At 67.5% G+C, this 13,987-nt stretch carries 7 protein-coding genes; 6 read left to right on the top strand and 1 reads right to left on the bottom strand.

Annotation, left to right across the window (positions count from 1 at the left end; all coding sequences use genetic code 11):
• Positions 1-798 precede the first annotated feature (798 nt).
• From IE178_RS15375 to IE178_RS15350, 6 genes are all read left to right on the top strand, one after another.
• Positions 799-4,254 (top strand): helicase-related protein, encoded by a 3,456-nt coding sequence (locus tag IE178_RS15375; RefSeq protein ID WP_193512655.1) that lies wholly within the window; start codon positions 799-801, stop codon positions 4,252-4,254.
• A complete protein-coding gene (locus tag IE178_RS15370) occupies positions 4,254-6,152 on the top strand; it encodes a DUF8724 domain-containing protein (RefSeq protein ID WP_193512654.1) in 1,899 nt (632 codons plus the stop codon). The genes IE178_RS15375 and IE178_RS15370 overlap by 1 nt, the downstream gene beginning before the upstream one ends.
• A gap of 284 nt (positions 6,153-6,436) precedes the next feature.
• A complete protein-coding gene (locus IE178_RS15365) occupies positions 6,437-7,912 on the top strand; it encodes an ATP-binding protein (RefSeq protein WP_193512653.1) in 1,476 nt (491 codons plus the stop codon).
• Positions 7,913-7,975: 63 nt separating this feature from the next.
• Positions 7,976-10,759, top strand: coding sequence for a Z1 domain-containing protein (locus IE178_RS15360; RefSeq protein WP_193512652.1), 2,784 nt, complete (start codon positions 7,976-7,978; stop codon positions 10,757-10,759).
• Entirely contained in the window at positions 10,756-11,766 is a 1,011-nt protein-coding gene (locus IE178_RS15355) for a PD-(D/E)XK motif protein (protein ID WP_193512651.1), read from the top strand. The genes IE178_RS15360 and IE178_RS15355 overlap by 4 nt, the downstream gene beginning before the upstream one ends.
• Positions 11,759-13,768 (top strand): AIPR family protein, encoded by a 2,010-nt coding sequence (locus tag IE178_RS15350; RefSeq protein WP_193512650.1) that lies wholly within the window; start codon positions 11,759-11,761, stop codon positions 13,766-13,768. Before IE178_RS15355 ends, IE178_RS15350 begins: the two co-directional genes overlap by 8 nt.
• Before the next feature lie 19 nt (positions 13,769-13,787).
• Here the strand turns inward: IE178_RS15350 and IE178_RS15345 are convergent, their stop codons facing one another.
• Positions 13,788-13,976 (bottom strand): AbrB/MazE/SpoVT family DNA-binding domain-containing protein, encoded by a 189-nt coding sequence (locus IE178_RS15345; protein WP_085573376.1) that lies wholly within the window; start codon positions 13,974-13,976, stop codon positions 13,788-13,790.
• Positions 13,977-13,987: the final 11 nt, after the last annotated feature.

Here is a 13,987-nt window from a genome sequence, read left to right as displayed (position 1 = left end):
TACGCCAGCCAGGCAGCGACCGAACCAGTGAACCTGAAACCACGTCAAACCGCCCTGACCTGCTAGTCAGCCACTCCCACGCAGCGGGGGAACCTCAGGGCGACGAGTAGGAGGCGCGTCAAAGGTCCGGAACTCAACGGCCGACATCCTTCTGTGAAGGGTGGCCGTTCCGAGACATGCCGTCTCAGCCCGACCACCGAAGCACGGTGGTCGGGCTGAGACGGTGCAACCCCTGGAAAGCAGCGGACCGCTATGGGTCCACGCAGCCGCGAGGTCACGCCCTCAATCAGTTCTCGGATGATAAGCGACTCCGCGAGAGCACGCCAGAGTGTGGCGACAGGGCGAGAGCCATCGGCCATCGCTCAGGGTGACCGGAGGGGTGACAGGAATACACGGCACCTCAACATGCAAGCGCACCAGTCCCGAGGCCGGATTCGCTCCGGCCCGGAGCCCATCGGCGCGTTCGGTCGATTCAGGCAAGAGATCGAATCGTTCGAGACAGACTTGACCAATTTGGTTTAACGGCTTGTGACTTCGCTCCGCCTGGGCCCATGCTGCTCAGGTTCGGAGAAGCAGAAGACGTCCGACCATGGCGCCGTGCCATGGCGGCTTCTGACTCGCGGACCTTGGAGATCCCGTGGACACGCATGTCCTGCGGGCTGGCTTGGCATGTCCGCCAGGACCGGCACGCCCTTCTGAGTCGTCTCGGCTCTCGCCTCACGCCGCGTGTGCGGACAGGCACCCCCTCCCCCCTCCCCTGCTGTCGGCAGAGTGCCTTGCATCCGACGGGGAGGTACGGTGACCAAGCCCCCGTTCGAGCCGAGCGTCGCCCAGCAGACGGCTCTCGTCGAGCACCTCGTCACCGCAGTGGTCACCGACGCGACCGGCGAGGCCCAAGGCGACATCTGCCTGGGCGAACCTCCGAGTGCTCGCTACTTCATGGAGAGCCTCGGTCCGCACGCCGTCGAACCCGGTGGAGCCGCCCCGCGATACGGCCGCACGACCCCGGACAGCCTCGGGTTCGAGTTCGAGGCCGAGAACGCCAGCTCCATCACCCTCAAGGCGCGGGCGTCGTTCTACTACGCGACTCTCCCGACCCGAGTCCAGCAGCTGGAGTGGGCCGGCGAGCGAGAAGAGCCCTACCGGCTGGCACCGTTGTTCAGACGACTCGGAGTGACGGTCGGGCCAGTGGAGATCGTTCTCGGGCACGAGGCCGGGCTGCGCCAGACCTTGGAACGGGAGTTCCAGCACGCCTTCAACGAGGCTGTGAAGCTGGCCCTCCAAGACCCTCGGATCGACCGCCGCGTCGGGAACGACCGCCGGGAGCGACTGGTCCCGCCTACCGCGATGGCAGACGACGCGGCCTTCGAGCAGTGGCTGGCCCGGGAGGTGGGCGGGGACCCCGTGGTACCGTCCCCCGCCGCACACGTCGTCGTCACGTCGAGGCCGGTTGCGTCCGGACGGCTCCGCGTGACCGCGACGCTGCAGAACCTCGCCCCCGACCCCGTCGTGACCGTACAGGGCCGGGGTAGCAACGCCGGCCGTACCCGTCGCGACGAGGCCAGGGACAACGCTCTGTTCCGTGCCGGGCTGGAGGTCGAGGGCGACCGTCTACTGCCCATCGTGATGGACCTCGGTGCAGACGCCTACCGCTACTCCGGAGAGCTCGGAGCGTACGCGAACAACTGCGGAGTCGAGCCACGGTGGCACAAGGGGCAGCTCGTGGCCGTACGCAGCGTGCCCGTTCCACAGCACGACACCCACCGCGCCGTGGCCCGGACCGACGAACGCTGGGGTTACGCGACGCTCGCCGTCGACCCTCTCCCGGTTCTCGACGAGCTTGCCGACGAGATGGAGGCCTATCTGGAGGCGCCCGTCTGGAGTACTGCAGATTTCCAGGACAGGCCTGAGCTGGCCCGCCGTAAGGAAGCCGACCGGAAGGCCGCGGCTTTGGAGGTCGCCCGCTTCCGTGACGGTGTTGCCTGGCTGCGGCGGGACCGGCGCCTCCTGGCGGCTTTCCAGCTCGCCAACAAGTCCATGGTGGAGCTCAGCAGGGCGCGAAAGCGGCCTAGTCGGGGATGGCGACTGTTCCAGCTGGTGGCCATAGTCAGCCAGCTCGGTGCTCTGGCCTGGCGGGAACACCCGCAGCACCTCTTCTCCCCTGGACTCTGGGGGGACGACCAGGGTGTGGATCCGACCGAGGCCGCAACCGTCGTCTGGTACCCCACCGGAGGCGGTAAGACCGAGGCGTATCTCGGCCTGGTACTGGTGTGCATGTTCTACGACCGCGCCCGAGGAAAGAAGGTCGGGGTCTCGGCATGGTGCCGCTTCCCCCTTCGACTGTTGACTCTGCAGCAGACACAACGGCAGCTCGACGTCGTCGCCGCCGCGGAGACGGTCCGCAGCCAGAACGCCGACCTGCTCAGGGAGGTCGGCGGCGACCCCGGGTGGCCCTTCTTCATCGGCTTCTACGCCGGCGGTGGCAACACCCCCAACTCGCTGACGTCGGACCGGATGTTCGACCGCCTTCGCTCAAGCGAGGAGGAGCGGCACGCGTACCGGCTTGTTCACGACTGCCCTTACTGCGGCGAACGGTCAGTCCGCATCCCGAAGCCTGATCCAGAGCGGCTCAGACTGGAACACGTCTGCGGCAACGAACGGTGCGGGAAGGTGCTGCCGATCGTCGTCGTGGACACCGAGATCTACCGCTACCTGCCGACTGTCGTGGTCGGAACCCTGGACAAGCTCGCCAACATCGGGCTGTCGGACAAGTTCGGTGCTCTCTTCGGTGATGTCGACTGCTGGTGCCCTCCCCACGGTTTCGGCCGGGGCGGCAAGTGCCACGAACGTCACGCTCCGGGCCACCCGAAGACGCCTCTCAAGCCCCTGGGTGCCCCTCTCTACGATCCTTCCCCCTCTCTGGAGATCATCGACGAGCTCCACATGGTCAACGAGGAACTCGGAGCCTTCTCCGGCCACTACGAGGGCCTCCTGGCCGAGGTGCAGCGCACGCTGTCGTCCCGACAGCGGCCCGACGGCCGGGGTGTGAGGATGAAGGTGGTCGCCACCACCGCGACCATCCGCGGCGAGGACCGCCAGAGCGAGCACCTCTTCGGTCTGAGGTCCGTGGTGGTGCCCCTACCTGGGCCCGACCTCGACGAGAGCTTCTACTGGCGTCTGGACCGGAGCCTTCCGCTTCGCCGCTTCGTCGGAGTCATGCCGACGCGTGGTACGGCGGAGATGACGCTGGTCAGGATCCTGACGTCCGCCCATCGTGCTCTATGGAAGCTTGATCGGCGACAGGACCTCCCCCCCGCTCTCGCAAGCTGGCCGGAGGATGAGCTCCACGACGTGGTCGACCTCTACCGTACGAGCCTCACCTACGCCACCACGCTCGTCGACTTCGGCCGTATCCGCCGCTCACTGGACACCCAGGTCAACGAGGCTCTGCGCAGGGAGGGCTTTCCTGATCTCAAGGTAGCGGAGCTCAAGGGCGAGACCCGTCTGGACGAGGTACGCGGTGTCCTGGACGACCTGGGCAGCCCAAACGGCAGCACGCGCATGGTCGTCGCAACGAGCATGGTCAGCCACGGGGTCGACGTGGACCGGTTGAACCTCATGCTGTTCAACGGCATGCCCAGGTCCATGGCGGAGTACATCCAGGCGTCGTCAAGGGTCGGCCGCGCCTACCACGGCCTCGTCTTCATGCTCTTCAACCCTGTGAGGGAGAGGGATCGGTCGCACTACCGCTACCACGGCAAGTTCCACGAATACCTAGACCGCATGGTCGAGCCGGTGGCCATCAACCGCTGGAGCAGGTTCGCGGTGCGCAAGACCCTCCCGGGGATACTGATGGGACAGCTTCTCCAGATCGTGAACCGCGACTGGTGGCAGGCGGGTAACGCCCCGGGCCACCTGCACGACCTCTCGAAGATGCAGGCCGCTCTCCGTGACCCCTCCGCCGGGGGTCTGGAGGGGGTCCAGCTCACAGAGCTACTGGAAGCGCTTCACGCGGTCTTCCAGTCCGAGCGCCCGGAAGGGCAGGAACTCCGCAGTGATCTCACGGACATGGTGGAACACGCCCTGGCCAGCCTCCGCTCCGCCGGCGCGTCTGCCGGTCTCACGGGCGGGAACAACCGGGGCTACCGCGCGACGGGTGACTACCTGGGCCTCGAGCACCGGCCCATGACAAGCCTCCGCGATGTCTCCGAGGGCATCCCGTTCCACATCGTGCCCGACGGCCGGAGGTCGTGATGGCGTTCAACCCCAGGAACGACGAGATGGCCCGTGACCGGGGCCAGGTCCTCTACCGGTACCGCCCTGGTCAGACGTTTGACCATCGCGGCGGCTACACGGCCCAGGTGGTGCAGTTCGGACGTGACGAGGAGTTCGACGGTCCCTCGCTCGACCGCGAGCATCTGGTGCAGGAGACCATGCGGTTCGTACGCAGGTGGCGGGCCGCCGGGCGTGCCTTCTCCGCCGGGTCCGACCGGGCGCCGGAGTTCCCCGGGGACGAGGACCGGCTCGCCGACCGACACTACGAGGTCGTGGTACCGGGCAAGGTCTTCTGCCGCATCTGGCCACGAGTGGTGCGCTGCTCCAGCAGCAGGTGTGGACACGTCTGGACTGCCAGTGACCCGCGCCCCGGAACGGACGACTGGCCGCCTGCCTGCCCCGCCTGCGGCAACGCCGTCGGGAACCGGCAGCTCCAGTTCGTCTTCGCGCACAAGTGCGGCGAGATGTCGCCCATGTACCCGCCGAGCAAGTGCCCCAGGGGGCACACACGCTTCAGGCTCGACGACCGCGCCAGTCGGTTCCGTGACTTCCGATGGGAGTGCATGACCTGCGGCTTCCCTCTGGGCGTGCAGTGGAGCTGCAGCAACTCGTCGTGCAGTTATCCGGACAAGTTCATGAACCCCCTGCTCCACACCGCGGGAACCGCGCACGTGGGCCAGGGCCTGACACTCGTGAACGTCACGACGACCGAGGAGGCCACCCGTCAGACCAACCCCATGTACACAACTGCCGTTCTCGGCTGGTGGCTCGGTGAGATCACAGAGGACGAGTTCCGGCGGCTCACCGACGGGCACACGGTTGACGTCCCCGACGAGGTCGTCGAGAGCATCCGTGTGATGGAGGACGCCGGCCTGCACGACCAGGCACGTGCACTTCGGGCACGTTTCATGCCGGTCGAGGTGGATCATCTGCGGGACCAGGTGGGCAAGGCGCTCGGACTCGACACCGAGAGCGACGACGCACGCGGGCTCGCGGCTGAGCTGCACACCTATCGGCGGGTTCTGAACCTGGAACGCCTGGGTGTACCCCGCCTTCAGCGGGAGGCGCGCAACGCCGAGCGCCGAGCCTTGTACGAGCGCTATCCCGGTGTCCTCGCATCCGCCGGTCTCGGGCAGGAGACCTGCCTGGTGAGTGATCTCCCGATCACCTACCTCGCGATCGGCTACAGCCGGACCGGGTTCAGTCCCGAGGAGGCGGATCTGGTGCCGTACAGGGGGCGTGCCGCACGAGGAGCCCCCGAGAAGACGCTCGTCTACGCCCACCCCACCGAGGCGGAGGCACTGCTCTTTCCCGTGGATCGGGAGCGCGTGAGCCGGTGGCTCGTCCGTAACGATCTGGTCAGTCCCGACACCCTTGACAAGGCCGACGGCGTGGCCAAGTGGCTGGTGCACCAGCTGGGGCCGAGCGACGGCAAGGCCCTCTCGCACGAGACACGCCCGGAGCCCGGACACCCGGACCTGCCAGTCCACGAACTGTTCGGGTTGCTCCACTCACTGTCCCACCAGCTGTTGCGAGCCCTAGCCGTTGACAGCGGCTACAGCGAGACGAGTCTCTCGGAGTACCTCTTCCCGTACGACCTGGCCTTCGCCATCTACCCGAACGGCGGCAGCGACTTCAGCCTCGGTGCGATGCGGACGGTACTCGAACAGAACCTGGACGCGGTCGTCAGTCGTGCTGTCGACAACGACGCCTGTCTGTACGATCCGAACTGCATGATCACGAACGAGGGTGCGGACCACGGCTGTCTCCAGCTACCGGAGACAGCCTGTCAGTTCTGGAACCGGAATCTCTCCCGCTGGCACCTGTTCGGTTCTCCGGACGGGTCGAGAGTCGGGTACTGGGACCCGACTCTGTGAAGGCCCGGTGGGGAGGAACCGCTCTCGCCCCTCCCCACCATCCGCGCTGCCAGAGGTCGCGGGGTGCGTCGACCGCCGATCGTGCCCGACTGGAATCCGGGTGCCTTCAGCGTCTGGGGGCTTGTGCAAGGCGCTGCGTATCTGCAGCACGCCTCAAAGCGCACAGGGCGTCGGACTCGCCTCACGTCAGCGGATCATCGTGCCCAGCCGCCGCCCAAGACCGGACGGCATAGGTGGATAATCTCATCCAGTATCAGAAACGGGAAACAGGGCTGGAACTCGGCATGACGTACGACATAGCGGCTCCGGAACCGGCAGGCATGGTCGCCTCGCTCAGTTCGCTCGGGTACTCCCTGCCTGCCGCCATCGCGGATCTCGTGGACAACAGCATCTCCGCGGGTGCGTCCACGGTCGACGTCGAGTTCACCTGGGCCGGGCAGGACTCCTGGATCGCCGTTGCCGACGACGGTGCCGGGATGACCGCCGGCGAGCTCGTGACCGCCATGACCGTGGCCGCGCGAGGCCCTGCGACGCCCCGAAGCGCCACGGACCTGGGGCGCTTCGGCGTCGGCCTCAAGTCGGCCTCGTTCTCACAGGCCCGGCAGCTCACCGTCGCCACCGCCACCGCCGGCGAATGGCACGTGCGCACGTGGGACCTCGACGTCGTCGAGAGGTCGGGCGAGTGGCGGCTGCTACGCGGCGCGGACGAGACGACCACTGAGTTGCTCGACAGGATCCGGGGTAAGGCTGACCACGGCACCGTCGTGTTGTGGCGGCGCCTCAACGGCTACCACGTCGACGCGGTGACGGTGGAGGACGAGCGGACACAGAAGCAGTTCTACGCGGAGGCCGCCCGCACGGAGTCCCACCTGGGCATGGTCTTCGGCAGGTTCCTCACCGGAAGCCGACGCCGCAACCTGCGTGTGTCGGGCAGCCCCGTCGAGCCCTGGGACCCGTTCCTGTCCCGTCACCCGTCCGTACAACCGCTTCCGGTCGAGCGTCTGCGGTTGGGGGCGGGTTCCGTACGGGTGGAGGCGTTCGTCCTCCCCAGTGCCCAGAGGCTCGCCCCGGACGAGTACGAGAAGGCCGGCGGCCCGCGTGGGTGGCTCGACCAGCAGGGGTTCTACGTGTACCGCCGGGACCGTCTGATCCTTGCCGGTGACTGGCTGGGACAACGCGGGTTGCGCCGCGAGGAGAAGTACAACCTGGCACGGATCGCCGTGGACATCCCCGCCGAGACGGATGTCGAATGGGGGGTCGACGTCCGGAAGTCCAGTGTCGTCCCGCCCGTCGCACTGCGTTCTCATCTACGGCGCATCGCCCTGCAGGCCAGGAGAAGGGCCGCCGACGTGCTTCGGCACCGCGGGCAGATCGCTGCGCGCACACACGGGGATCCGCTCGTGTACGCGTGGAACGTCCGCCGTGTCGACGACCAGGTCACCTGTCGGATCAACCGGGGTCACCCCCTGGTGAAGGCAGCTCTGCGCTCTGGCGGTGCCGGTTCGGATGACGTACGTGCCCTGATCCGTCTGCTCGAGGAGACGGTGCCGGTCACCGCCCTCCGCGTGATGCACGAGACGGACACCAGCGACGACCCCGAGCCCTTCGGGGGCCCCGGGCCCGCCGACGCCGAGGCCACGGAGGTCGCACAGCGCATCTACGAGGCACTGGTCTCAGACGGCCGCTCGCCTGCGGCCGCTCGCGAACGCCTCCGGACGATGCCCCCCTTCGACCAGATGCAGGGCTTCTGGGACGGGTGAGCCCGTTGTCAGTGCCCGCCCCTAGCCTGCCCCATGCCGTTCCCGCCCAGCCGGAGGTCTGCTGTGAGTTCCACCCCCGAGGACTCTCTCGAGTCCCTTGCCAAGGCCCGTCGCCTGGTTCTCGCACTACTGTCCCAGGACCGTCAGCCGACGCCGGACGAGGTGCAGAACGCGGTCACCGTCATCTTCGGGATGCTGGCCGGCCAGGGCGAGGTCCTCGACCGTGACCAGCTGGCCAAGGAGATCGAGGTCCTGACGGCGGTCTTCCAGGAGGGCTCCTCCGGGCTGGAGAGCGACAGCGGGCACGAGCCCTGGCTGCCCGAAGCCAAGAACGACCGGGCCTGGGACTTCTGGGAACGCTACCGCCGTTACCTGGAGGACGTCCGCAACCTCCCGCCGCTCGTCGTGCGCCGACTGGACCAGAGCACGGACGAGGTCCTGAGCCAGCTCGAGGACCCGCGCCGTGTCGGCTCGTGGCGCCGGACGGGCCTGGTGATCGGGCAGGTCCAGTCGGGCAAGACCGGCCAGTACATCGGGCTCGCCGCGAAGGCCGTGGACGCGGGGTACCAGTTCGTGGTGATCCTTGCCGGCATCCACAACGACCTCCGGAGTCAGACCCAGCTGCGTGTCGACGAAGGGCTGCTGGGTTTCGACACCCAGCACCAGCAACGGTCCAACCAGAACGGGAAGTCCCGTCTCATGGGTGCCGGCAGGATGCCGGGCGCCAAGAAGCTCGACATCGCGTCTCCCACCAACAGCTCGGAGAAGGGCGACTTCGGCCGGCAGGCGGCCAACGCCGTCAACTTCCCGCTCGGCCGTTTCCCGGTCGTGCTCGTCGTCAAGAAGCACTGGAAGATCCTCGAGTACCTACGGACGTGGGTGACCGAGGTCCAGGGCACGGAGGACGAGAGCGGGAACAAGGTCGTACGCGACATCCCGCTGTTCGTCATCGACGACGAGGCGGACAACGCCTCCATCAACACCGAACGCGACCCCGACGCGGATCCGACCAGGACCAACGGCGCGATCCGCGAGCTCATGAAGAGCTTCGAGAAGTCGGCGTACGTCGGGTACACCGCCACCCCGTTCGCCAACATCTACATCGATCCCGACGTCGACCACGCCGAACTCGGCGCCGACCTCTTTCCCGACAGCTTCATCCGCACCCTGCCCTCGCCGACCAACTACCTGGGCCCGGAGAGGGTGTTCGGTCTCCAGGTCGACAACGACGACGAGGAGGACGTGCCCCCGCTTCCGCTCGTACGCGCCGTGAACGACGCCGAGAGCTGGATCCCGAGCAAGCACAAGTCCTCCTTCGTCCCCTCCGACGACCTTCCGCGGTCCCTCCGGGAGGCGATCGCCTCGTTCGTCCTCGCCAGCGCTGTACGGCGGGTGCGCGGACAGACGAAGGTGCACAACTCCATGCTGGTGCACGTCACCCGCTTCACGGCGGTCCAGGGGATCGTCCGCGACCAGGTGGACGACTACCTGCGGCTCCTCGTGGACTCGCTCCGTGACCGGTACGGACAGGCACCGCAGCGCATGGCCGAGTTCCGGGCCCTGTGGGAGCGGGACTTCGTCCCCACCACAGACCACTTCCCCGCGGACGAGGCCCGACGCGTCACCTGGGAGGACGTGTCGAGCCAGCTCATGCCCGCGCTACGGAAGATCGTGGTCAAGACGGTCAACGGCGCCTCCCGCGACGCACTCGACTACTACGAGCACCGCAGGACCGGTCTCTCGGTCATCGCGATCGGAGGCCAGAAGCTCTCCCGGGGTCTCACCCTGGAAGGGCTGACGGTCAGCTACTACCTGCGCACTTCCAGCACGTACGACACCCTGCTCCAGATGGGACGCTGGTTCGGATACCGGCCGGGGCACGAGGACCTCTGCCGCCTGTACACCACTCCCGATCTTCAGGCGAAGTACATCGAGGTGACTGCCGCGACCGACGAACTGCGTCGTGAGGTCGAGGAGATGGCGGCGTTGAACCTAAGTCCGAGGTACTTCGGTCTGAAGGTCCGCGCCTCCTCCCTGGGCCTCGCCGTCACGGCTGCCAACAAGATGCGCCAGGGTACGAAGGTCATGCTCAGCTACTCCGGGGAGGGGCCGGAGACGGTGATCTTCAACGTCTCCGACGGGATCCCGGAACACAACCTCAAAGTACTCGGAGACTTCGTCCGGAGACTTGACGGCCTGGCCACCGGCGACCAGACGACGCCGGGGGCCAACGTGACGTGGAAGCAGGTGCCCTCCGACGCCATCGTGGACTTCCTCACGCGTTACGAGACCGACCGCATGGCCCAGAGGGTCCGCCCTCGTTTCATCGGAAAGTACATCGAACAGTGCGTGGCCGTAGGTGAGCTCCCGCATTGGACGGTTGTCCTGGTCGGCAAGCAGGCAGCCAAGGACCCGCAGGACGTCTCCGGTTACAGCCTGGGTCCCGTGGAGCGCGCGGCGCTCAACGACGTCGACAACGACGGTCGGTACACGATCCGCCGACTGCTCAGCCCTCCCGACGAGTACCGCTTCGACCTTGATCCCGACCAGGTGGACGCCGCCCTGAAAGCGACACAGAAGGCCGCAGCCATCAAGAAACGGGAGAGGGTGCCCCAGTCACCTTCGGGAGACCACGTCCGCTGGCAGCGCCGAGCGGACCAGGCACTGCTGCTCGTCTACCTGATCGAGCGGCCGGCGACCGAGGACAGTCCTGCCCGGCCGCCCCTGGTCGGTTTCAAGGTCAGCTTTCCTCGCTCCGAGCACCAGTCCGACACCGAGTACGTGGTCAACGCCGTCTGGCAGAAAGAGGGCCTTGACGCCCTCGACGACCAGGAGGACGGGGAGTGACCGTCACCGAAGCCGAGTGGCGTGACCTGGAGGCACCTCAGGGGGCCCCGGGCAGGTCCCGTATCCGCCTGTACCCGGACGCCCCGTTGGACGTCTTCCTCTCCGTCTCCCACCCGGCGCAGCAGCGCATGCTCGTGCTCAGGGCCGACGCCCGCTCCGCCAACCACATCGTGCGCTCCGTACGCCAGCTGCCTCGCGCTGCCGGGCTGGAGATGAACGTGAGTGCTGTGTCGCGTCTCGAGTACGAGCTCCAGGTGGTCCTCACCGCCGACGAGCTACGCGAGGTGTTCAACCCGCTCGTCACGGACGTGGCTGACACGGTCCGAGAAGCCCCTGGGGCCTCGGCAGCCCTGACAGCAGCGGTGGAGAGGTTCGAGCGGTGGCAGGACCTCCTTCGCGCCGTCGGCAGAGACGGTCTCGGCCCTGAGGCCCGTCGTGGACTCGTCGGCGAGCTCCTGGTGCTGCGCGACCACATCCTGCCCGTCGTCGGGCCGGCCGAGGCCGTCGACGCGTGGACGGGGCCGAGCGGAACCAACCAGGACTTCCAGCTGCCCGGAGTCGCCGTCGAGGCGAAGGCCAGCACCGCCAAACGCCCTCGCAGCATCCGGATCGCCAGCGAGCGCCAGCTGGACGCCACCGGGACGCCTGCGCTCCTGTTGGCGTTGGCGATGCTCGACGAACGGCGGGGCGGATCAGGAGAGAGTCTGAACCGCCTGGTGGATCGCATACGGGAGCAGCTCACGAGCCCTGTCGTCCGAGCCGCCTTCGACGGTCGTCTCGTGCAGGCCGGCTATCTCCCCGGCCAGCGAGACGTCTACGAGGAGCCTCGCTACACCGTTCGCGACCTGCGCTTCTGGCGCGTGGGGGAGAATTTCCCGAGACTCGTCGAGGCAGATCTTCCCGAGGGGGTCGGTGAGTGCTCGTACCACGTGAACACCTCGGGACTTGACCACCACCGCGCCACGACCGACGAGGTGACCGCACTGATCGGGGGACCCCATGCCTGAGCTCGACCTGTCCCAGTACGCCCACGACGTCGTCACGGACGTCCAGGCCACCGCCGACGCCGAGGGGACCACCACCCCGGAGACGTTCACGCGGCGCGTGTTCGAGGACCTGGAACGGGCTGGCATCGTGTCCAACACGTTCACCGCCTACCACTCGGCCCACGGCCATCTCGTGCACGGGTACGGCATCGGGGACTCCGGGGAGTGCCTCGACCTCTTCGTGACCGACTTCGACCTGGACCCGCTGGAGTCCAAACTCACGAAGGGGCAGGCGGAGACCGCGTTCAGGCGCCTGCTGACGTTCGTCCGCCGGTGTCGGGAGGGCCTGCGTCAGCACATCGACGAGTCCTTCGACGTGTACGACATGTGCGCGGCAGTGGAGAAGGCGCTCACCGAGGTACGGAGGATCCGGCTCTTCCTGCTCAGCAACCGCGTCGGCACGAGTACCTCCTTCCCGCCTACCGAGTTCGACGGCCTTCCCGTGACCCACGAGGTGTGGGACCTGGCGCGGCTGCACCGCCACGAGACGTCCGGCAGCATCAGCGAGCCCATCGTGGTCTCGTTCGACCCTCCGCTGCCCTGCGTCTCGGCACCCAGCAGCGAGCCGGACCACTCGGTGACCATGGCCGTGATCCCCGGCCAGAGACTGGCCGAACTGTACGGGGAGTACGGGACCAGACTTCTCGAGTTGAACGTCCGGTCCTTCCTGCAGGCCCGCGGATCGGTCAACCGGGGAATCAGGGAGACCCTGCTGCACTCACCGGGCAAGTTCCTGGCGTACAACAACGGCATCACGGCGACCGCGTCCCAGGTCGACTTCGTGCACGGCCCGGACGGCACCCCCACGGGCATCTCCCGGGTGCACGGGCTCCAGGTGGTGAACGGCGGTCAGACCACGGCCTCGTTGCACTACGCCTCGAGCCGGGACAAGGCCGACCTGTCCCACGTGACCGTCCAGATGAAGCTGACGGAGGTCTCTCCCGAGCGGCTCTCGGAGATCGTCCCGATGATCTCCGAGTACTCCAACACCCAGAACCGCGTGACACTCGTCGACTTCAGCTCGAACCACGCGTACCACGTGGCCGTCCAGCGGATCACCCGGTCCCTGTGGGCACCGGCGACGGACGGCAGCGGCCAGGAAACCCACTGGTTCTACGAGAGGGCGCGCGGCCAGTACACCGACGAGGTGGCCAAAGCCCGGACACCGGCGAAGCAGCGCACCTTCAAGAAGCTCAACCCGACCAGTCGGAAGTTCACGAAGGCGGACCTCGCGAAGTACGTCAACTCCTGGAGTCTCCTCCCGTTCAGCGTCAGCCGCGGCGCGCAGAAGAACTTCGTCGCGTTCATGGACCGGATCAGCGAGGCGCCCCCTCGGGTCGACGTCCGGTACTGCCAGCGGGTGATAGCCATGGCGGTCCTCTTCAAGGCGGTCGACCGCATCGCGGCGAACCACGAGGCGGGCAGCTACAAGAGCATGATCACGACCTACACCATGGCCCGTCTGGCGCTCGCCACGGAACAGCGCATCGATCTCGACAGGATCTGGCGCGAACAGAGGGTCTCGCCGACCCTCGAAGCCGCGATCGACGACCTGTGCCCCCGGGTCATGCGGGTCGTCACCAGGCCACGTGAGGGCAACCACGTGGGCGAGTGGGCCAAGAAGCCCGCCTGCTGGGACGCCGTCTCCCGCGTGCCCTGGTCCGTTCCTCGCGGCCTGGAGGCCGAGCTCCGTGATCATCCGCTGGACGACGAGGCCCTCGCGGGCGGTGCGGAAGGCGACCGCGGGGCGAGCGACGAGGTGACGTCGATCCCGGCGGACGAGTGGTACGCCATCGAGCGTTGGGCGAAGGAGACGCACAACCTGGATCCCTCGCAGCGCCAGCTCGCGCAGTACGTCGGCCGAAGACTCGAACTCGAACAGGAGATCCCCGAACCACAGGCGGTACAGGCACTGCACGCGCGCAACGAGGCGCTTTCGCTCGGGTTCGTCCCCGGTCCGTAGGTCCGACTCGTCCCGGCCCTCAGAGCTCCCCGTGCTCGAGCAGATCCCTCATGGCGTCCTCGGCGCGGCGGAGCACGATCCGCCCGTCTCCGTCGCTGAAGGCCAGGAGGTCCGCCCCGGGTGCGATGCCCGCCTCCGCGAGCAGGCCGACGGGGAGCTCGACCCGGCCGTGGTCGTCGACACGGAGTTCTGCGGGTTCACGAAGCATGGGACGAGTGT

The sequence above is a fragment of the Streptomyces griseoloalbus genome, assembly GCA_014650015.1.
Lineage (GTDB): Bacteria > Actinomycetota > Actinomycetes > Streptomycetales > Streptomycetaceae > Streptomyces > Streptomyces griseoloalbus.
This window is presented reverse-complemented; position numbering and strand designations above follow the sequence as displayed.

Bases quoted from the DNA above. Each gene is read 5' to 3' on its own strand.
- IE178_RS15370 (WP_193512654.1), top strand. From the start codon at position 4,254: ATGGCGTTCAACCCCAGGAACGACGAGATGGCCCGTGACCGGGGCCAG.
- IE178_RS15365 (WP_193512653.1), top strand. From the start codon at position 6,437: ATGACGTACGACATAGCGGCTCCGGAACCGGCAGGCATGGTCGCCTCG.
- IE178_RS15350 (WP_193512650.1), top strand. From the start codon at position 11,759: ATGCCTGAGCTCGACCTGTCCCAGTACGCCCACGACGTCGTCACGGAC.
- IE178_RS15345 (WP_085573376.1), bottom strand. From the start codon at position 13,976: ATGCTTCGTGAACCCGCAGAACTCCGTGTCGACGACCACGGCCGGGTC.